Origin of the sequence: Streptomyces sp. NBRC 110611, assembly GCF_001590865.1 — a bacterium.
GTDB lineage: Bacteria > Actinomycetota > Actinomycetes > Streptomycetales > Streptomycetaceae > Streptomyces.
On the sequence record NZ_BBUY01000004.1, the window covers coordinates 486020 to 506751 of the forward strand.

A 20732-nucleotide genomic window follows, 5' to 3' on the forward strand; every position below is an offset into this window, starting at 1 on the left:
GGGGGAGAGGCAGGAGCAGCGCGGGGGCGGGGCGCGGGGGTGGTCAGGAGGCGCGCCGGTCCGGGGGCGCGGCAGCCTGGGGCAGGTGGGCGAGAAGGGCGCGGAGCGGGCCGGTGTCCGGTTCGGCGGCGGAAGCCGCCCGTACCGCCGCGGTCAGCGCCTCCTCGACGTCCTCGTCCCCCGGCAGCCGCAGCCGCGCCCGCTCGGACCAGGACAGCGCCCAGCGCGCCCCGGCCCGCTCCACCAGCGCCAGCTCCGTCAGCCGGTCCATCCCCGACTCCAGTGCCGGCCGCAGGAACTCCCGGGCCGCCCGGCCACTCGCCCGCGCCGCCTCCGGCGACTTGGGCAGGCGGTCCGCGATCAGCCACAGCCGCCCCTCGTCGGTGGCGTCCAGCAGAGCCGTCAGGTCCGCCGAAGCGCCGGCCGAAGACGCCCCCGCCGGCGTGCAGGGCGGCGTCCCGGCCGGCATCCCCGCCGGTGTCCCCACAGGTCTCCCCTCCGAGGCCAGCGCCGTCCGCAGCGGCTCCGCGGCCGACTCCGCCAGCGTGTGCATCGCCCGGTGCGTCAGCTCCGGCCAGTCCACCCGTTCCATCTCCTGGGCCTCCGGCGTGAGGACGACGGCCTCCAGCTCCCTCAGCACCTGCTCGGCGTCGCACAGCAGCGCCAGCGCAGGTCGCGACGGGGGCGCCGCAAGGCCGTCGTCCGGGAGCGCCTCGATCAGCCGGACCCGCTCGGCCACCGGAGGGTGCGAGTCGTACGGGGATGCCTCGTCGGGCGGCAGCTCGTCGCGCATCTCCGCCAGGCCGGAGCGCCGCTCCGGGTCGGTGAGCAGATGCCGCAGGCCGCCGAAGAGCTCACCGCGCGGCGGGAGGAGGCCGGCCTGGACCCCCACCATGGCGTACCGGGCCAGGTAGAAGTCGTGGGCGGCGTCGAGGACCGCGGTCTCCCGCAGCGCCGAGGCGGTGGCGTCCCGGCCTGCGACGGTGGCCGCCACCCGGTCCGCGGCGAGTTCCTGCTGCCGGCCGACGCTGTGTGTGGCCCGCAGATAGAACCGCGCGTAGGCCTGGAACGGCCTGCCCATCACCCGGTAGCCGAACCCGGCACCGCGGGTGTTCACCTCCTTGGTCGGCTTGCCCCTCTGCACCGCCTTCGCGGCCGCCTTCTCCTGCCGGGACCGCGCCTTGTCGATCCGGTGCCGCTCCCGCTCCCGGAACGCCTCCACGGTCCGCAGCACACAGTCGCGGCCGCGCAGGGTGATACCGGCGAGTCGGGTGTCCGCGTTGCCGTAGTGGCCGAGTTCATGGACGAGGATGGAGTGCAGCTGAGGTTCGGTCAGGCCGATCAGCAACGGCACACCGACGTACAGGCGGCGCCTGCCGGGCAGCAGACCCAGCAGGCGGGAGTCCTCGGACACCGCCGCGTTCACCTCGCCGATCAGGACGATCTCGTCGGGAGCCCGAGTGCCGGACCGTTCGGCCAGCGAGCGGACGGCGCGCCACAGTTCAGGCTGTTCATCCTCGGTGACCGGCAGTCCTGCCACCCCGCCCCGCTCGGACGCGCCGAGCGCGAAGACGCCTCGCAGGAGCGGGAATCCCAGCAGGGCGACGACGACGCCCACCTTGAGCGCGACCGCGAGCGATGCCCAGATCCAGGCCGCGACGACGGCTCCGACGAGCACGCCGAGCACGGCGAGGACGAGCAGATAGAAGCCGGCCAGCAGGACAAGTGCGCGCAGCGCGCGCAGAGATGTGCCCACAGGGCAGAGTCCCCCCACATACAGGAAAAAATCGTGCAGGAGGATCATATGTGCGACTCGGGCGGCGACCCGGGTCAATTTCGCCAGGGGCCGTGCTCCAGGCGCCCCCTCCGCTTACCGTCTGCTGTCCACCGCCTACTGCTTGCTCCCTGCTGCCCGCTGCCCGCCGTCTCTCGCTCTCGCCTACTCCGCCGACGGGAGTCGCTGTGGGCCTTCCGGCTCGGAGCATTCGCTGTTCGGGCAGTGGCCGGCGATGATCACTATGGGTGTCGTTCCGGTGCCCGGGCGTTCTCGCCCGGTGAACAACAGGGGCGTACCGCAGCGATCGCAGGTGACGGGCTTGCCGTCGCGCCGCTTGGTCGCAGCCGTGAGGATTCGGTTGACGTGATCACCGTCATGACTGCTCATGCGCTCACGGTAGCCGGGTTCGGGTGACCGCGGGGCCTCCTTGACCGGTCCGCGACGGGCGACGGGCGCCGGGTGCCGGGTGTCCCGGCGGTGGGGGTGCGGACCGCTCCCCAACTCCAGGTCGGCGCGCGCACCGTGGTGACCGCGCGCACCATGGAGGAGAGGGAGGGTCGAGATGAGTGCCGAGCCGATCCCCAACGGGCCGGGGCCCGTGCCCAGTGAGCCGCACCCCGTGCCACGCGATCCCGGTCCGACCGTGCCCGCCCCGGAGGAGCCCGGGCCGCTGGAGCCACCGGGACCAGCGGAGCCACCGGAGCCCCGGGAGCCGCCGGACACGGAGCCGGAAGAGCCCCCGGTGCCGGAGGAGCCCCCTGACTGACCCTGACCGGACTGATCCCGACCGGACTGATCCTGACCGGCGGCACCGTCTGAGGGGGCGAAAACGTGTCGGGTTAGCATGTGAGCGCTCCCTAGCTCGAAAGAGAAGCCTGTGACTGTCAACGAGGACACGTTCGCCAATTGGAAGAGCCGCGAGGAGATCGCGGAGTCGATGATCCCCATCATCGGGAAGCTGCACCGCGAGCGGGACGTGACCGTCCTGCTGCACAGCCGCTCCTTGGTGAACAAGTCGGTGGTCAGCATCCTGAAGACCCACCGGTTCGCCCGGCAGATCGCCGGCGAGGAGCTCTCGGTCACCGAGACGCTGCCCTTCCTGCAGGCGCTCACCGCGCTCGACCTCGGCCCTTCCCAGATCGACATCGGCATGCTCGCCGCGACGTACAAGGCCGACGACCGCGGTCTGTCGGTGGCGGAGTTCACCGCCGAGGCCGTCGCCGGCGCCACGGGTGCCAACAAGATCGAGTGCCGCGCGCCCCGCGATGTCGTCCTCTACGGGTTCGGCCGCATCGGCCGCCTCGTCGCCCGCCTGCTCATAGAGAAGGCCGGCTCCGGCAACGGGCTGCGGCTGCGTGCCCTCGTCGTGCGCGGGGGCGGCGATCAGGACATCGTCAAGCGCGCCTCGCTGCTGCGCCGCGACTCCATCCACGGCCAGTTCCAGGGCACGATCACCGTCGACGAGGCGAACAGCACGATCATCGCCAACGGCAACGAGATCAAGGTGATCTACGCCAACGACCCGACGGAGGTCGACTACACGGCGTACGGGATCAACGACGCCATCCTCATCGACAACACCGGCAAGTGGCGCGACCGCGAGGGTCTGTCGAAGCATCTGCGGCCCGGCATCGCCAAGGTCGTCCTGACCGCGCCCGGCAAGGGTGATGTGCCCAACATCGTCCACGGCGTCAACCACGACATGCTCAAGCCGGACGAGCAGATCCTGTCCTGCGCGTCCTGCACCACCAACGCGATCGTCCCGCCGCTGAAGGCGATGGCGGACGAGTACGGGGTCCTGCGCGGCCACGTGGAGACCGTCCACTCGTTCACCAACGACCAGAACCTGCTGGACAATTACCACAAGTCCGACCGCCGTGGCCGCTCGGCGCCGCTCAACATGGTCATCACCGAGACCGGTGCCGCCTCCGCCGTCGCGAAGGCGCTGCCCGACCTGAAGGCGAAGATCACCGGCAGTTCGATCCGCGTCCCCGTGCCGGACGTCTCGATCGCGATCCTCAACCTGCAGCTCGCGCGCGAGACCACCCGCGAGGAGGTCGTCGAGCACCTCCGTGAGGTGTCGCTGACCTCGCCGCTCCGGCGCCAGATCGACTTCACCAGCGCCCCCGACGCGGTCTCGAACGACTTCATCGGCTCGCGCCACGCCTCGATCGTCGACGCTGGCGCCACCAAGGTGGAGGGCGACAACGCCATCCTCTACCTCTGGTACGACAACGAGTTCGGCTACTCCTGCCAGGTCATCCGGGTCGTCCAGCACGTCTCCGGGGTGGAGTACCCGACCTACCCGGCCCCGGCGGTCTGACGGCCCGGCTCCGGCGGTCTGACGGCCTGGCCTCGGCGGTCCTGACGGCCGATCGCCCGCCCGCCCGAACCGACGGCCGCCCGGCGCGTGTGTGCGCCGGGCGGCCGTCCGGTCAGCCCAGGCCCGGGATCTGGCAGACCAGGACGTCGATGAGCTTGATGCCGATGAAGGGGGCGATCAGGCCGCCGAGGCCGTAGCGGGTGAGGTTGCGGCGAAGCAGATCGTGGGCGGAGGACGGCGTGTAGCGGACGCCGCGGAGGGCCAGCGGGATCAGGGCGACGATGATGAGCGCGTTGAAGATGATCGCGGAGGTGATGGCGGAGGTCGGGCTGTGCAGGCCCATGATGTTCAGGTCGGCCAGGCCCGGATAGGCGCCGGCGAACATCGTCGGGATGATGGCGAAGTACTTGGCGACGTCGTTGGTGATGGAGAACGTCGTCAACGCCCCCCGGGTGATCAGGAGTTGCTTGCCGATCTCCACGATCTCGATGAGTTTGGTGGGGTTGGAGTCGAGGTCGACCATGTTGCCGGCCTCCTTGGCGGCGGAGGTGCCGGTGTTCATGGCGACGCCGACGTCCGCCTGGGCGAGGGCGGGGGCGTCGTTGGTGCCGTCACCGGTCATCGCGACGAGCTTGCCGCCCTCCTGTTCCTGGGCGATCAGGGCGAGTTTGTCCTCGGGAGTGGCCTCGGCGAGGTAGTCGTCCACACCGGCCTCCTGGGCGATGGCCTTGGCCGTGAGCGGGTTGTCACCCGTGATCATGACGGTTCTGATGCCCATCCGGCGCAGTTCGGCGAAGCGTTCGCGGATACCGTCCTTGATGACGTCCTTGAGGTGGATGACGCCCAGCACCCGCGGTCCGTACCGGTCGTGCACCGCGACCAGCAGCGGGGTGCCGCCGGAGGCCGCGATGGCGTCGGTGAACATCCGGGCCTCGGACGGCACAGGGCCGCCGCGGCCGGCCACCCACTCGATGACCTGCGCCGCCGCGCCCTTGCGGATCGCGCACCCCGTGCCGTCCGCCCAGTGCAGATCGACGCCGCTCATCCGGGACTGTGCGCTGAAGTCGATGTACTCGGCGTGCCGCAGCTCCCCTTCGGCGGGCGCGCGCAGTCCGTACGTCTGCTTGGCCAGGATGACGACGGAACGGCCCTCGGGCGTCTCGTCGGCGAGTGAGGAGAGCTGGGCGGCGTCCGCGAGCTGCAGTTCGTCGATGCCGGGCATCGGGACGAAGGCGACCGCCGCACGGTTGCCGAGGGTGATGGTGCCGGTATTGTCGAGCAGGAGGGTGTTGATGTCGCCGGCGGCCTCGACCGCGCGGCCCGACATGGCCAGGACGTTGCGCTGGACCAGGCGGTCCATCCCCGCGATGCCGATCGCGGAGAGCAGCGCGCCGATCGTGGTGGGGATGAGCGTGACGAGGAGCGCCACCAGTACCGCCGTCTGCTGGGCCGCGCCGGCGTAGGAGGCCATCGGCTGCACGGTGATGACGACCAGGACGAAGACGATGGTGAGCGCGGCGAGCAGGATGTGCAGCGCGATCTCGTTCGGGGTCCGCTGCCGGGTCGCGCCCTCGACCAGGGCGATCATCCGGTCCAGGAAGGACTGCCCGGGACGCGAGGTGATACGGACGACCAGGCGGTCCGACAGCATCGTGGTGCCGCCGGTGACGCCGGAGCGGTCGCCACCCGATTCGCGGATGACGGGCGCGGACTCACCGGTGACGGCCGACTCGTCGACCGCCGCCACCCCCTCGACCACCTCGCCGTCCGCGGGGATCACCTCGCCGGCCCCGACCACGACGAAGTCGAACACCTGAAGGTCGGTGGCGGCGACGGCCTCGGTCCGCGCGCCGGTGAGGTCGAGGCCGACCCGCCAGTTGTCCCGCAGCCGGCGGGCGGTGATGTCCGTACGGGCCCTGCGCAGCGATGCGGCCTGGGCCTTGCCGCGGCCCTCGGCGACCGCCTCGGCGAGGTTGGCGAAGATCACCGTCAGCCAGAGCCAGCAACTGATCACCCAGGTGAACACGGACGGGTTGAGCAGGGCGGAGAGCGTGGTGAGCAGCGATCCGCAGGCCACGACGAACAGCACGGGGTTCTTCGCCAGCGCCCGCGGGTGCAGCTTGCGCAGCGCCTCGGGGAGCGAGGTCAGCAGCACCTTCGGGTCGAAGAGCCCGCCCGGCTTCCGCCGTCGCCGGTCACCGGGAGCCGGGGCGCCAGGGGGAGCGGCGGCGGCCGGCCCGGTCACCGGTGTCGTCGTTGCCGTCGGGGCGTGGGAGGCGGGAGCCATGCGGAGACCTTCTGCGAGACCTTCGGGGCGTACGGCCTGCTGCCTGCGGCGGACGGCCGGGTGACCTTGGGGACGGGGACGGGAGCTCCATCGAAATGCCGCCGCGTACCGTTGCTGCGGCTGGTTGGCGCTTCCCTTACGCGGCGAGCACGGACCCTGACGGCTTCCTGACATCCCTTCGGGTGAAGCCGGTGGCTGGGCGGGTGTGCGGGAGGTTGGACCGCGGCGCCGGAATACACCTATAGAGCTGTGACCGACCCTTTCGACCTGGCGATGCTGCTGCGCGCCCGTCCCGGTCCGGCGCCACCCCCGGGCCGCTCACCGGGGCATCATGTGTCACCAGGGCACCGCGCGTCACCGGGGCATCGCGCGCAGCCGCTCCCGGAACTCCCTGACCCGGGGAGTTCTCTCGTAGGGAGCGAGCCGTTGGACCAGGCGGGGGAGGACGCCGTGCACGGATCCCGTGGCGAGCTGCTGGCAGTGCCGGAGGGCGTGGAAGCAGTGGTCGACCGCCGCCTCCACCTCGTTCCCGGCCAGCAGGGCATGGGCGAGCCGGGCGTGCAGCAGAGCGTGGGCCTTGTGGTGGGTGGGGGGCCGGACGGCCAGCGAGTGCCGTAGCTCGGCCGCCGCACCTCGGTGGTCGCCCAGGCGCGCCAGCGCCTCCGCCCGCTGGTAGCGCAGCGCGGTCTGCGGATAGCTGGTGAAGGGGCCGTCCGGGCCGGTCGCCCGGGCGAGGTGGTGCTCGGCCGCTATCAGGTCCCGCGCGCAGTGCCGGTTCCGGCCGGCGGCGGCCAGGGCGACGGCCCGGCCCGCGTGCAGAAAGGCGCGCGTGGCGGACGGAACGGCCGAGCCGGCGACGGACAGCGCCGTCTCGCCGAGGGCGAGGGCCTGGCGGGGTTCGCCCAGCCGGAGGGCCTGGGTGCTCAGGCAGCGCAGGGTGATGGCGAAGGAGCCGCGGTCCTCCGCCGCGTGGGCGAGCCCGAGAGCCACGGTGTAGTAGTGCTGGGCGAGGGCGGCATGGCCGACATCGGACGTCTTGGCGGCGAGCAGCAGTGTCAGATGGGCGGCACCGGTGAGCAGCGCCCGCCGGACCGGCAGCGGGGCCGGTGCGACGATCAGCGGCATCACGTCCCCGGACAGGTAGAGGGCCAGCGCCGCTCGCCCGTGGGCGCCGCCGTACTTCTCGCTCATCACGGCGCTGTACGAGGCCATGGTCTCCAGCCGTGCCGCGTCGGTGAGGGACGCCTGTCGCCCGGTGCCGGGGGACCGCGGCAGGGACGGGGGCGGCGTCTCCCAGCGGCTGAGCACGGGAGGCGGGGCGGAGACGACCGAACGGGCCAGGCGGGCCCGTCGGGCGGGGTCGGCGTCCGCCCGGCAGAGGGTGGTGAGCCGCCGCACCGGATCGTCGCTCAGCAGCACCGCGGCCACCGCGTCGGTGGATTCGCCCGGCTCGCCGAGCCCGGTGTCCGCGGGGGTCAGCGGACGGCCGAGCCGGCGGCCCAGCGCCCGCGCCACCAGTTCGGCGACGGGTCCGCGGGGGCGCGAGCCCCGGAGCCAGTGGGCCACGGAGGTCCGGTCGTAGCGCAGCGGCATTCCCCGGGCCGTGCCCAGGGCGTTGACGGCGCGGGCGAGGTCGCCGGCGGACCAGTCGGCCTCGGCCAGCAGGGCGGCGAGTACACGGTTGGGGGGACGCCTGGGCTTCATGATCCATCAAGCCTTCCCGGAGGGGGGAGCCGGAACTTCCCGGATATGAACGGGAGTTGAGTGCAGGTGAGGGCGTCAGGACGTACGGGCGTCAGGACGTACGGGCATCAGGACGTACGGGCATCAGGTCGTGAGAGCGTCAGGGCGTGGGGCGTCATGGCGTGAGAGCGTCAGGGCGTCAGGGCCGGTTCGATGGATGGGGGGCTTGTCTCCTCGGCCGGGTGTGCCGCTGCCTCGGCCGGGCGTGCTACTTCACAGGATTCATGGTTCCGTCAAGCCGCGGACGTGGCTATGCCGCCGCGGTGGCCAGGGAGGCTTTCCGGCCACCGTCACCCGGTCCCGTCAGGCGACGAGGCGTCGTCAGGCCGACGAGCCGTCAGGAGCGGACCCGGTCGGCCGGGTGGGCGGTCAGGAGCATGAGGGCCACGTCGTCCTGGCGGTCCATGTCGGCGTGGCGGTTCTTGAGGAGTATGTCGGCGACACGGTCGGGGCTCTGGCGCGGTGCGGCGTGCAGCCGGCGGGCGAGGTCGGCCACGGAGTGTTCCAGGTCGACACCGGGGGTTTCGACCAGGCCGTCGGTGTAGAGGGCGAGCATGGAATCCGGCGGCAGCGCGATCTCCGTGGCGTCGTACCGGGCTTCGGGGTCGATGCCCAGGAGGAGGCCGGGGGGTACGTCCAGGACGGTGGTGGGGCCGTCGGGGTGGCGCAGGATCGGGGGCGGGTGGCCGGCGCTGGCCAGGCACGCCCGCCAGGTGCGCAGGTCGATGTGCACGTAGAGACAGCTGGTGAACAGGTCCGGGTCCAGGTCGGTCAGCAGCCGGTTGGTGCGGGCCAGCACCTCGCCCGGCGCGGCGCCCGCGGTCGCGTGGGCGTGCACGGCGGTGCGGGCCTGGCCCATGAGGGCGGCGGCCCGCGCGTTGTGGCCCTGGACGTCGCCGATGACGGCGGCGACGCTCCGCTCGTCGAGGCGGATCAGGTCGTAGAAGTCGCCGCCGATGTCCATCCCGCGGGCCGACGGCAGGTAGCGGGCGGCGACGGCGAGACCGGGCACCGAGGGCAGGCTGTGCGGCAGCAGCCCGGCCTGGAGGTCGTGGGCGAGCTGCTGCTTGGCGTCGTAGAGGCGGGCCCGGTCCAGCGCCTGGGCGATCAGCCCGGCGAGTGAGGTGAGGACCTGGCGCTCCTCCCGGCTGAAGGTGCGCGGCCGGGTGTACGACAGGATGCAGCAGCCGACCGGGCGGCCGGAGACGATCAGTGGCAGGACGGCCCGCGCCGCCTTGCCGGTCAGCCGCGGCAGGCCGGGGTAGTCGGTCTCCATCTCCTCGGGCGAGGAGAAGAAGCTGGGCTCGCCGGTGGACAGGGCGTGCACGGCCGGGCTGTTGGCGGAGCTGAGGGCGACACCTTCGAAGTGCGCGACGACGTTCGCGGAGTAGCCGCGGTAGCCGATGGTCCGCAGCCGGCCGCCCTCCGCCGCGTACATGATCATGCCCTGGGCGCCGAACGCCGGCACGATCTGGTCGGCGACGAGATGGACGACGTCCTGGGTGTCCACCGCCTCGGTGAGCGCGGCGGCCAGGTGCAGTACGTGGTAGATCTGCCCGGCCCGTACGGGCACGGCCTCGCCCTCGGCGGGATCGGGCACCACCGGGCCGTAGTCCTTGTCGGCCGGGCTGATCCACACGCTCAGGCCCCGGCCGTCCGGGAACAGCCGGAAGGCGAGCCACTGGTTCGGTGCGCGGCAGGCGGTGACCGCCACCGGACGGCGGCTGATCACCGCGGCGCGGTAGCGGTCCTCGAAGACCGGACCGCGCAGCCACGGCAGGACGTCCCAGAGCCGGGAGCCGATCAGCCGGTCCGCCGGCTCGCCGAGCAGCTCCGCCGCACCGGTCGTGACCAGGGCGATCCGGCCGTCCAGAGTCATGGCGCAGCAGCCACCCGGCAGCCGTTCCAGAAAGTCGACCGCGGCCAGCGCCTCCTCGGGGTCCGGGGCCCGCACGGGCGGCTGCGGCAGGGTGCGCGGGGTCTCGGTGGGCGGGGCGTGGCCGTCCGGCAGCGGGCTCCGCGCCAGCGCGGCCGCCAGCTCACGGCAGGCCTTGTCCACCGCCGCCCGCTCGTCCGCCGACAGCTGCGATGCGTGGTCGGCGGGCCACAGCAGCAGAAGGGCGCCCCGGCTGCCGGTACCGTCCGTGATCGGCGCCGCGGCCAGCGAGAAGTCGTACGGGACCGCCACCGCCGTACGGGGGAAGTCCCGGGCCATCTGCTGATGGCCGGCCGTCCACACCAGCTGCCGCCGGCGCGTCGCGACCGCGACCGGGACCGGGGCGGCCAGGGCGACCCGGCGCCAGGGGGCCATGAACGGTGCCGGCAGGCCGCTCACGACGGTCAGCTGCAGCACCGGCTCGTCGGGCGCCAGCACGTACAGCCCGGCGGCGGACGCCCCGGTCTCCCGGATCGCCGCGAGCAGTGCGCGGTCCACGGCGCGGGAACCGGCCTCGCCGTTCATGGCGTACCCGCACACCGCTGTCGTCGCGCACACCGCTGTTGTCGCGCACACCGCTGTCGTCGTGACATCTGTCGTCGTGCCATCGAGACCACTCCGGCCCGTCGGCCCTCCCGCGGGTAGTGCCGACGTTACGCCGCTCGCTGGGCCGTGGCATGCGGGTGCCGGGGGCCGGTGCCGGTGCCGGGTGCCGGATATGGTGCGGCTGGGATGGTGTGAATTACACCGTTCTATTGCGTAAAGTGAATATTTATGCCGTATACGATGCAAATGTCGGCTATATGCGTGTGCTCGACGGCGATATGGGTGTGCTCGACGTGGCGCACGGCATGTCGTTTCCGCATCGTTTCTGCACCACAGGAGCAGGACATGAGATTCGGGAAGAAAGCCAAGGACCTCCGCGAGACGGTCGAAGGGAAGGTCAAGGAGACCACCGGCAAGACCTTCGGTGAGGCCGGCCATGAGTGGAAGGGCAGGGCCGAACAGGCCAAGGACCGAGTGAAGCAGGCGGTGGAGCGGGGCAAGCGTTCACTGAAGCACTGACCGCAGTACTGGCTGAAGCGCCGACCCATCGGACAGGCCCTAGGCTCGAGATATGCCGCGAACACGCCGTGCGCCGTCTCGTGTGGGAGCTGGGGGAGTACGGCGTGTTCGGCGGCATGGAGCGGCCTCGGTGCTGATGGCCGTGGCGGTGCTGGCGATGCCGCCCGGCGCCGGCGGGGGAACCGCTGCCGGTGCCGGAACTCCGGTCGCCTCGGGCGCCGATGACCCCGCCCTCGCCCGCTTCTACCAGCAGCGGCTCCCCTGGGCGCCGTGCGGCCAGGACCTGCGGAACCGTGCGGGGAGCACCCCGGGCGCCAGGGAGCCGCCCGGCGGCCGGCAGCGGACCGAGTGCGCCCGGATGGCGGTGCCGCGCGACTACGCCCACCCCGGGCGCGGCGTGATACGGGTCCAGCTGGTCCGGCTGCGCGCGACCGGTCCCGGCGAACGGCTCGGTTCGCTGGTGCTCAATCCGGGCGGGCCGGGCGCTTCCGGAGTGAACTACCTGATCGGCAGCGCCAGTGCGTTCGCCCGGCTGGGCCAGCGCTACGACCTCGTCAGCTTCGACCCGCGCGGCACCGGCCGTACCGAACCCGTCTCCTGCGGCAGCACGCTCGCCCCGCCTCCCGGGGGCGCCGCGGACGACACTCTCGCCGCGAAGGAGAAGCGCATCAACGACGCCTGCGGGCGGCACTCCGGCGGGTTGCTGCCTTGGGTCGGGACCCCCGATGTCGCACGGGACATGGACGTGCTGCGCGCCGCGGTCCACGACCGCAAGCTCAACTACCTGGGATTCTCGTACGGCACCAGGCTCGGCGCGGTCTACGCCCGTCAATTCCCGGACAAGACCGGCCGGATGGTGCTGGACAGCGTCGAGGATCCGACCAAGAACACCTGGCAGACCGCGCTCGCCCAGGCCCGGGGCTTCCAGCGGGCGCTGGACGACTTCGCCGCCGCATGCGTCCGGGAGAAGGGCTGCCCGCTGGGCACGGACGCCAAGCGGGCGCAGGATCAACTGCTCGCGTGGTACCGGAAGTTGAGTGCGACACCGATGAAGGTGACGGGGGAGACCGTCGACCAGGCGACCTATGTCTACGCCCTGCGCGAGGCCCTGTACCGCAGGAGCGACTGGCCGGTGCTGCGGCAGGCGCTGGCGCAGCTGCGGAGCGGCGACGCCGCCGGGATCCTCCGGCTCAGCAAAGGCGGCGATGCCGGCCGCGCCGGTCGCGACGTCTCCCGTGGAGCCGGGCGGGAGCAGCTGCCGCCGCGGGACGAGCTGCCGCCGCAGGACCAGCTGGCCCTGCGGGCGATCTCCTGCCGCGACACCTCGGAACGGTACGACGCCGACGACTACCCGAGGGCGCGGCGCGAACTCACCCGGGCCTCCCCGCTGTTCGGCCCGGAGATCGCCCCGACCCTGCTGGACTGCCATGGCTGGCCCGTCGCGGGCGACGACACCTCCCGTGACGTCTCGGCGCCGCACGCCCCGCCCCTGCTGCTGGTCGCGACCACCAACGACCCGGCGACGCCGTACCAGGGCGCCTTCCACATGGCCCGGGCACTGGGCAACTCCAGCGTCGTCCTGACCTACCGCGGTGAGGGGCACGCCGCTTACACCACGGGGGACTTCTGCATCCAGGGGTATGTGAACGGCTTCCTGCTGGACGGCAGGATGCCGGAGAAGGGGACTTCCTGCGGCTGAGTGCGCGGCCCTGCGGCTGAGCGCGCGGCGGGTCCCGCCGGGTGCCGCCGGGTCCCCGGTCTCAGCCGGCCCGCCGTCGGCCCCGGCTCGTGGTGCGCTTCGAGGGCGGTTTCTCCGCGGTCGTCTTCCGGGCGGCCGTCTTCCCCGCAGTGGCCTTCTTCCGGGTGCGGGTGCCCTTCTTCGCCGGAGCCGGGGTCCGCTCGGCCCCCTTGCCTTCCTCGTCCTCGCCACGGGACCGCTTGGCCGCGCGGACGCTGTCCTGCAAGGCCGCCATCAGGTCCCTCACCTCACCGGCGGGCCGCGCCTCACCGGCCGCGAACTCCGGCTCGCGGTGCGCCAGCTTCGCCGCCACCAGCTCCTCGACCGCCTCGCGGTAGTGATCGTGCACATCGTCCTCGGACAGTTCGCCGAAGGAGTCCATCAGCGCCTCGGCGGCCGCCACCTCCTGGTCGGCGACCTCCGCCGCCGGCTCGGGCAGTACCCCGTCCATCGGGCGGATCTGGTGCGGCCAGAGCAGCACCTGCATCACCAGCGCGCCCTCCATCGGGCGGATCATGGCCAGCGTCTCCCGCCCGTGCAGCGCGATCTTGCCGAGCCCGACCCGCTGATGCCGTTCCATGGCATCGCGCAGCAGCACGTACGGCTTGAGCGCGGCGGGGGTGTCGATGCCCAGGTAGTACCCCTTGCCCATCTGCAGGGGGTCGATGTCGCCGCCGGCCACGAAGGCCAGGATCGTCAGCGTCTTGGCGGTCGGGAGCGGCAGCGCTTCCAGGTCCTCGTCGGTCAGCGGGACGACGGTGTCGCCGTCGCCGGGCCGGTAGCCGCGGCCGATCTCGTCCGGCGGGATCTCGGCGCCGTCCAGTGAGCACACGGGCTGGTTACGGACCCGGCCGCCGTCGGCGGTGTGGATCCGTACGAAGCTGACCGCCGCGGAGCTGTCGGTGGCGTTGTACGCGGCGACCGGGATCGTGACCAGGCCGAAGCTGATCGAGAACTTCGCCGTGGGGCGCATGGATGCCGCCTTCATCGGTAGCCATTCGGCTCCATGGTAGGCGGGGCGGGCATACCGTACATCCGGGGATGAAATCCGCACATTCCGCGACGAGGCGGGCAGGGCGGGGAAGACGATGAGGGTGGGGAAGGTGGGGAAGAGAAGAGTCGGCCGGAAGGACGGAGGACACCGCATGACGGGAAACGGCGGACAGCGGGCCATCGCCCGCAGGCTCCTGGACCGGCATGGCACGACCTATGCCGCGCAGGCCGGAATCCGGCTGGGCAACACCCCGCAACCGCTCTACCAAGTGCTGGTACTGGCCGGTCTGCTCAGCGCGCGCATCCGCGCCTCGGTGGCGGTGGCGGCGGCCCGGGCGCTCTTCGACGCGGGAATGCGCACCCCGCGGCGGATGACGGAGGCGAGCTGGCAGCAGCGGGTCGACGCGCTGGGGGAGGGCGGTTACCGGCGCTATGACGAGCGGACCGCCACCCAGCTCGGTGACGGTGCGCGACTGCTGCTGGACCACTACGACGGCGATCTGCGGCGGATGCGGGACGCGGCGGGCGGCGATGCCGCCGCACTGCGTGCCGCGCTGCGGGAGGTGCCGGGCATCGGGCCCGCCGGTGCGCACATCTTCCTCCGCGAGGTGCAGGGCGTATGGACCGAACTCGCGCCGTACCTCGATGCCAAGGCCGTGCAGGGTGCCGAGCGGCTGGGCCTGCCGACGGCGGCCGGGCAGCTGGCGCGGCTGGTCGGCGAGGACGACCAGGCGGCCTTCGCCTCGGGGCTGGTGCGCGCGGCGCTGGAGCGGTCCGTTGTGGACGACGTGCTGGAGGTGGCGCACGCCTGAGCCCCTGCCGGGGCACCACATCTCTTCCGCCACCTCTCAGCCGTACGCCTCTCCGTTTTCCGTTCTCCGTACACATCTCTCAGTTCTCAGTCGTCAGTCCTCAGTTTTCAGTACACATCGCGGACGTACCTCTTGTCGGCCGCGAGCTGCTTGACGTAGCCGGCGGCCGCGTCCTCCGTCAGCCCGCCGTGCACGACCGCGATCTCGCGCAGTGCGTGGTCGACGTCCTTGGCCATCCGGGACGCGTCGCCGCACACATAGAAGTGGGCACCGTCCCGCAGCCAGGACCACAGCTGCGCGCCGTGCTCCCGCATCCGGTCCTGCACATAGACCTTGGCGCGCTGATCGCGGGAGAACGCCGTGTCCAGCCGGGTGAGCAGCCCGTCCCGGCGGAACCGGCCGAGTTCGTCCTCGTAGTAGAAGTCCGTGGCGCGGCGCTGCTCACCGAAGAAGAGCCAGTTGGGGGCGTGGTGGCCGCGGGCGCCCCGTTCATCGAGGAATCCGAGGAAGGGGGCGATGCCGGTGCCGGGCCCCACCATCACCATCGGGGTGGCCGGGTCGGCCGGCGGCCGGAAGTGGGTGGTGCGCTGGACGAAGACCGGCACCGGGCTGCCGGGCCCGGCGTCGGCCAGGAAGGCGGAGGCCACGCCCTTGCGCGGGCGGCCGAACCGGTTCTCGTACCGGACGACCGAGACCGTCAGGGTGATCTGCCCCGGGGCGGTCAGCGGGCTCGACGATATGGAGTACAGCCGGGGCTGCAGTCGGGGGAGGGCTTCGGCCCACTCCGCCGCCTCGGCCCGCACCGGGTGCTCGGTGAGCATGTCGACCGCCTGCCGGCCCCATGCCCACTGCGCGAACTCGCCCTTGTTGCCCGGCCGCAGCAGTTTCCTGAGGACCCGGTCACCGGTCCGTTCGGCCACCATCCGGAGCAGACCCGGTGTGATCCGGGTGATGTCGAGATGGCGGTGCAGCGCGGCACCGAGCGGTACCTCGCCCAGGCCGGTGAGGGTGAGGGTGGCGGCCGGGTCGAGGCCGGTGACGGCCAGCCACTCGGCCACCAGCTCCGGGCAGTTCCGGGGCCATACGCCCAGCGCGTCGCCCGCCTCGTAGGCCAGCGGGGTGTCCGTGGCGTCACGGGTGTCGAAGGTGAACCGGCGCACTTCTTTGGTCGCGCCGGGACGGCTCAGCAGCTGGTTGCCGATGAGCCGGGCGGTGGCCGGGGCGGCCTTCGACGGGCGCGCCGGGGGCGTCGGCGGGGGCGGAGTGGGCGCCGCGGCCGCCGTACCCGTACCCGCGGGGCCGTCGGGGCCCTCGCCGGCCGACTCCGCACCATCCGGCTCCGTACCCGCCAACTCCATACCGGCCGGCTCCGTACCCGCCAACTCTGTCCCGGCCGGCTCCGTCCCGGCCTCCTCCAGCGCCCTCAGCACCCGTTCCAGCCACTGCCCCGCCGGCTGCTCGTAGTCCGGCTCGCAGTCCGTGCGTGGCACCAGCCGCACCGCGCCCAGCTCGGCGAGCCGGGCATCGAGCCGTCGGCCGTGGCCGCAGAAGTCGTCGTACGAGGAGTCGCCCAGCGCCAGCACGGAGTAGCGCACCCCCTCCAGCCGCGGGGTGTCCGGTGCGTTGAGCGTCGCCCAGAACTCCGCCCCGTTGTCGGGGGCGTCGCCGTCGCCGAAGGTGCTGGTGACGATCAGCAGGTCGGCGGTGCGCGGCAGGGTGGGCGGCACGCTGTCCATGCTCAGCAGCCGCGCGTCCCGTCCGCTGCCCTTCAGCCGCCGGGCCGCGTCGGCGGCGACCTCCTCCGCGTTGCCGGTCTGCGAGGCCCACAGCACGAGGACCGTACGGGCACCGGCGTCACCGGCGTCACCGGCCGCCTCGGTGACGGGGCCGGCCGGGTAATCCTCGGGCACGGGCCGGGCGTCGGTGCTCCGTGAGAACATCCCGGCCAGCACCCCGTTCACCCACAGCGCGCTCTCCGGCCGGAACGGCGCGTGGGCGGGCAGGACGGGGGTGCCGACGGCGGTCCCGGAGCGCAGCCCGGCGAGGAAGCCGGACAGATAGCGGTGCTCGGGACCGGTCAGCGCCGGCGGTGCGGTGTCGGGTATCCCGAACACCTCGGCGAGCAGCGCCACCGTGCCGCCCCCGCCGCCGAGCCCCGTACCCGTCCCGGGAGGAGCCTCGCCGGTGTACGCCGCCGTGCCGCCGCCCCCGGTGCCCGAGATGTCCCCCGCGACCCGGGCCAGCGAGACCGCGCACGCCTTGAACCCGGGCTGGAAGGAGACCGGGTCGACCGCGTCATGGGTCACCGCGTTGACGCTGAGGTACTCGCCGAACAGGTCGTTCCAGTGGAACGGGGCGAAGCAGTCGCCCGGCCGTACCCGGTCGGTGAGCACCGCGGGCAGTACGGCCCGTCCGCGCCGCGAGGCCACCTCCACCGCGTCGCCCGCCACGATGCCCAGCGCCTCGGCGTCCCGCGGATGGATCTCCACGAACGGCTCCGGGTCGAGCCTGCCCAGCTTGGCGACCTTGCCGGTCTTGGTCAGGGTGTGCCACTGGTGCGGCAGCCGCCCGGTGTTGAGCAGATACGGGAAGTCGTCGTCCGGCATCTCGGCCGGCAGGAGGTGCGGCCGGGCGAAGAACGCGGCGCGCCCGCTCGCGGTGGGGAACGCCAGCCGGGGCCGGGAGCCGTCCGCCCGCACCGCCGGCTCCTGACTGACGCCGTCGTTGAGGTACCGCACCGGGTTGCGGTCCGGTCCGTCGACGGCCGCGCTGGGCCACTGCACCGGAGTGCTCCGCAGCCGCTCATAGGTCACCCCGCGCAGGTCGTAGCCCGTCTTCGGGTTCCAGGCGCGCGTGATCTCCTCGAATATCTCCTCCGCGCTCGTATAGCCGAAGGCGTCCTCGTACCCCATCTCGCAGGCGATCCGCGCGATGATCCGCCAGTCCGGCCAGGCCTCGCCGGGCGGATCGGCGGCCTGCCGCACCAGGGTGAGATTGCGCTCCGAGTTGACCATCACGCCCTCGGACTCGGCCCACATGGCGGCCGGCAGCACCACGTCCGCGTAGGCGTTGGTCTCGGTTTCGGCGAAGATGTCCTGCGCCACCACGAACTCTGCGGCCTCCAGGCCCTCGATGACCGTCCGGCGGTTGGCGACCGAGGCGACGGGGTTGGTGCAGATGATCCAGCACGCCTTGATGTCCCCGTCCGCCATCCGCCGGAACATCTCGACGGTGCCCTGGCCCCCGTCGTCCGCCCGCAGCGTCCCGGCCGGCAGCCCCCACAGCTCCTCGGTGAACGCGCGGTCCCCGGCCACCAGCGCCGACCGCTGACCGGGCAGCCCCGGCCCCATGTAGCCCATCTCGCGGCCGCCCATCGCATTGGGCTGGCCGGTGAGCGAGAACGGGCCGCTGCCCGGGCGGCAGATCGCGCCGGTCGCCAGATGCAGGTTGATCAGCGCGTTGGTGTTCCAGGTGCCGTGGGTGCTCTGGTTCAGCCCCATCGTCCAGCAGCTCATCCAGGCGCCCGCGGTACCGATCCACTCGGCGGCCCGGCGCAGCTCCGCCTCCGGGATCCCGGTGATCCGCGAGACCGTGTCCGGCGGATAGTCCGCGAGGAACTCCGGCATCGCCTCCCACCCCTCGGTGAACTCGGCGATGAACTCCGCGTCGGTCCGGCCGTCGTCGGCCAGCAGCCGCAGCAGCCCGTTCAGCAGCGCCAGGTCCGTACCCGGCGCGATCTGGAGGAAGAGGTCCGCCTTGGCCGCGGTGGCGGTGCGCCGCGGATCGACCACGATCAGCTTGGCGCCGGCCTTCACCCGCTCCATCATCCGCAGGAAGAGGATCGGGTGGCAGTCGGCCATGTTGGAGCCGATGACGAGGAACACGTCGGCGTGCTCGAAGTCCTGGTACGAGCCGGGCGGGCCGTCGGCGCCCAGCGACAGCTTGTAGCCGCTGCCCGCGCTGGCCATGCACAGCCGGGAGTTGGACTCGATGTGCCGGGTGCGGACAAAGCCCTTGGCGAGCTTGTTGGCCAGGTACTGGGCCTCCAGCGTCAGCTGTCCGGACACGTACAGGGCGAGGGCGTCGGGTCCGTGCTCGTCGACGATCTCCCGCAGCCGCGCGGCGGTCTGCTCGACCGCGGTCTCCATCGCGGTGGCCGCCGGCTCGTCGCCGCGGTCCGCGCGTACCAGGGCACTCGCCAGCCGCCCCGGTGCGGTGAACAGCTCGGCGCTGGTCGCGCCCTTGGTGCACAGCCGGCCGCGGTTCGCCGGGTGCGCCTTGTCCCCGGTGGCCTTACGGACGGTCCGCCGCCCCTGGCCGTCCGTCGTGATGTCGAGGACCATCCCGCAGCCGACACCGCAGTACGAGCACGCCGTCCGTACCTGCGTGGTGCGCTCTGCCGGCGATTCCGGTGCGATCACGAGCGGGCCCTTTCGTGGTCGGTGCCGGGCCCTGACCCCGCGGACAGGCCCTGGCTCCGACCTTATGAATGGCCCGTTAACCAGGTGTCACATCAAGCGATCAGGAGGCGTTACGGCGGCCACACAGTGCCGCCCGGCGTCCCGTGAGAACCGGCTGCTCGGGCCCGGACGGAGGGGCGGGGCGGCGATGCCCCGGTTCCGTTCGGTTGAGCGATTCGCAAAGTGTAGTCGTTGTACTTTGCAAGCCGCTGTGCTTTTCTGAGGAGCATGAACCCCACCCCACCCCGCACCCCACCCCGCATCGCGATCATCGGTGCCGGCCCCGGCGGCCTGACCTGCGCCCGGGTGCTCCAGCGGAACGGCGTACCGGTCACCGTCTTCGACCAGGAGGCCTCCGCCGACGCCCGTCCGCAGGGCGGCACACTCGACCTGCATCTGACGACTGGTCAGGCGGCCCTGAGAGCGGCCGGTCTGCACGACGCATTCACCGCCCTCGCCCGGCCCGAAGGGCAGGAGATGCGGCTGCTCGACCACACCGCCACACTGCTCTTCCGGCACGCCCCCGCGGACGGAGCGGCCGGCCGCACCGAGATCGACCGGGCGCAGCTGCGCCATCTGCTGCTGCACTCCCTCGCTCCCGCGACGGTCCGCTGGGGCCACTTCCTGCGCACCCTGCACCCGCTCGGCGACGGCCGGCACCGAGCCGAGTTCGACGACGGCCACACCGAGACCTTCGACCTGGTCATCGGGGCCGACGGCGCCTGGTCCCGGGTGCGGCCGCTGCTCTCCGACGCCACCCCGCACTACACCGGCGTCACCTTCGTCGAGTGCGGCTTCGACGACGCGGACGCCCGCCACCCGGACCTCGCCCGGCTCGTCGGCGACGGCACCATGATGGCGGCCTCCGCCGGCCGGGCGCTGATCGCCCAGCGCACCAGCCACGGCCACCTCCGCGCCTATGTCGCGTTCCGCGGCTCACCGGACTGGGCGCTGGAGGCCGGGGTGCGGACGGACGACACCGAGGCGGTGCGGGCCGCCCTGCTCGCCGGGTTCGCCGGGTGGGACGACCGGCTGCTGGCACTGCTGCGGGAGAACGACGGCGGGTTCGTCGACCGGCCGCTGTTCGCGCTGCCCGTGCCGCACACCTGGACCCACACCCCGGGCCTGACCCTGCTCGGTGACGCCGCGCACCTGATGAGCCCGTTCTCCGGCATGGGCGCCAACCTCGCCATGCTCGACGGCGCCGAACTGGCCCAGGCCCTCGCCGGGCACGTCGACCCGGACGAGGCGGTGCGGGCGTATGAAGGGGTGATGCTGCCCCGCTCCGCCGAGGCGGCCGAGGGCGCCGCCCGCGGTCTGGCCACCGCCCTCGCCCCCGACGCCCCGCAGGGCATCCTGCGCCATATGCGCCGGATGTATGGACAGGACGACGGGACGTGACCACCGCGAACGAGCCGGCGCCCGGCCGCCGGGAACGCAAGAAGGCGCAGACCCGCAAGGCGCTGGCCGACGCCGCCCTCCGGCTGTTTCTGGAGCGCGGTTACGACGGGGTGAGCGTCAAGGACGTGGCCGAGGCCGCGGACGTCTCGGTGACCACGCTGTTCAAGCACTTCTCCGGCAAGGAGGCCCTGGTGTTC

General features: G+C 72.5%; 12 protein-coding genes. 6 read left to right on the forward strand and 6 right to left on the reverse strand.

Going from position 1 to position 20732, the window contains the following annotated elements; all coding sequences use genetic code 11:
• Positions 1-43: 43 nt before the first annotated feature.
• On the reverse strand, positions 44-1756 hold the full coding sequence (locus tag AZE13_RS13040; protein ID WP_066930549.1) for a M48 family metalloprotease: 1713 nt from the start codon (positions 1754-1756) through the stop codon (positions 44-46).
• Positions 1757-2654: 898 nt separating this feature from the next.
• Here AZE13_RS13040 and AZE13_RS13045 point away from each other — a divergent pair.
• On the forward strand, positions 2655-4100 hold the full coding sequence (locus AZE13_RS13045; protein WP_066930550.1) for a glyceraldehyde-3-phosphate dehydrogenase: 1446 nt from the start codon (positions 2655-2657) through the stop codon (positions 4098-4100).
• 112 nt (positions 4101-4212) lie between these two features.
• Here the strand turns inward: AZE13_RS13045 and kdpB are convergent, their stop codons facing one another.
• The 3 genes from kdpB to AZE13_RS13060 form a co-directional block, all read right to left on the reverse strand.
• The gene (gene kdpB, locus AZE13_RS13050) at positions 4213-6387 is read right to left on the reverse strand and encodes a potassium-transporting ATPase subunit KdpB (RefSeq protein ID WP_066930551.1); all 2175 of its coding nucleotides are present in this window, start codon (positions 6385-6387) and stop codon (positions 4213-4215) included.
• Between the two features lie 354 nt (positions 6388-6741).
• Positions 6742-8091: a hypothetical protein gene (locus AZE13_RS13055; protein WP_066930552.1), complete on the reverse strand. Its 1350-nt coding sequence runs from the start codon at positions 8089-8091 to the stop codon at positions 6742-6744.
• 376 nt (positions 8092-8467) lie between these two features.
• Positions 8468-10591, reverse strand: a complete 2124-nt coding sequence (locus tag AZE13_RS13060) for a SpoIIE family protein phosphatase (protein ID WP_066930553.1) — start codon at positions 10589-10591, stop codon at positions 8468-8470.
• Positions 10592-10957: 366 nt separating this feature from the next.
• Between AZE13_RS13060 and AZE13_RS35590 the strand changes: the two genes are divergently transcribed.
• Positions 10958-11131 carry a CsbD family protein gene (locus AZE13_RS35590; RefSeq protein WP_107288326.1) on the forward strand — a complete coding sequence of 58 codons (174 nt, stop codon included), beginning with the start codon at positions 10958-10960 and terminating at the stop codon, positions 11129-11131.
• Positions 11132-11267: 136 nt separating this feature from the next.
• On the forward strand, positions 11268-12830 hold the full coding sequence (locus AZE13_RS13065; protein ID WP_258527781.1) for an alpha/beta hydrolase: 1563 nt from the start codon (positions 11268-11270) through the stop codon (positions 12828-12830).
• 61 nt (positions 12831-12891) lie between these two features.
• Here AZE13_RS13065 and AZE13_RS13070 read toward each other — a convergent pair whose 3' ends face one another.
• Entirely contained in the window at positions 12892-13842 is a 951-nt protein-coding gene (locus AZE13_RS13070) for a Ku protein (RefSeq protein ID WP_066930663.1), read from the reverse strand.
• A gap of 172 nt (positions 13843-14014) precedes the next feature.
• On the opposite strand from AZE13_RS13070, the gene AZE13_RS13075 reads away from it, so the two are divergent.
• A complete protein-coding gene (locus tag AZE13_RS13075; RefSeq protein WP_066930555.1) occupies positions 14015-14674 on the forward strand; it encodes an endonuclease in 660 nt (219 codons plus the stop codon).
• 107 nt (positions 14675-14781) lie between these two features.
• Here the strand turns inward: AZE13_RS13075 and AZE13_RS13080 are convergent, their stop codons facing one another.
• Entirely contained in the window at positions 14782-19095 is a 4314-nt protein-coding gene (locus AZE13_RS13080) for a bifunctional nitrate reductase/sulfite reductase flavoprotein subunit alpha (protein WP_066930556.1), read from the reverse strand.
• A 267-nt stretch (positions 19096-19362) separates the two neighbouring features.
• Here AZE13_RS13080 and AZE13_RS13085 point away from each other — a divergent pair, with 267 nt between their 5' ends.
• Entirely contained in the window at positions 19363-20535 is a 1173-nt protein-coding gene (locus tag AZE13_RS13085; RefSeq protein ID WP_066930557.1) for an FAD-dependent oxidoreductase, read from the forward strand.
• Positions 20532-20732 (forward strand): TetR/AcrR family transcriptional regulator (locus AZE13_RS13090; RefSeq protein ID WP_147264659.1); only part of this gene is annotated, 201 nt, incomplete at its 3' end. The genes AZE13_RS13085 and AZE13_RS13090, both read left to right, overlap by 4 nt.

Bases quoted from the DNA above. Each gene is read 5' to 3' on its own strand.
- kdpB (WP_066930551.1), bottom strand. From the start codon at position 6,387: ATGGCTCCCGCCTCCCACGCCCCGACGGCAACGACGACACCGGTGACC.
- AZE13_RS13055 (WP_066930552.1), bottom strand. From the start codon at position 8,091: ATGAAGCCCAGGCGTCCCCCCAACCGTGTACTCGCCGCCCTGCTGGCC.
- AZE13_RS13060 (WP_066930553.1), bottom strand. From the start codon at position 10,591: ATGAACGGCGAGGCCGGTTCCCGCGCCGTGGACCGCGCACTGCTCGCG.
- AZE13_RS35590 (WP_107288326.1), top strand. From the start codon at position 10,958: ATGAGATTCGGGAAGAAAGCCAAGGACCTCCGCGAGACGGTCGAAGGG.
- AZE13_RS13065 (WP_258527781.1), top strand. From the start codon at position 11,268: ATGGCCGTGGCGGTGCTGGCGATGCCGCCCGGCGCCGGCGGGGGAACC.
- AZE13_RS13070 (WP_066930663.1), bottom strand. From the start codon at position 13,842: ATGCGCCCCACGGCGAAGTTCTCGATCAGCTTCGGCCTGGTCACGATC.
- AZE13_RS13075 (WP_066930555.1), top strand. From the start codon at position 14,015: ATGACGGGAAACGGCGGACAGCGGGCCATCGCCCGCAGGCTCCTGGAC.
- AZE13_RS13085 (WP_066930557.1), top strand. From the start codon at position 19,363: ATGAACCCCACCCCACCCCGCACCCCACCCCGCATCGCGATCATCGGT.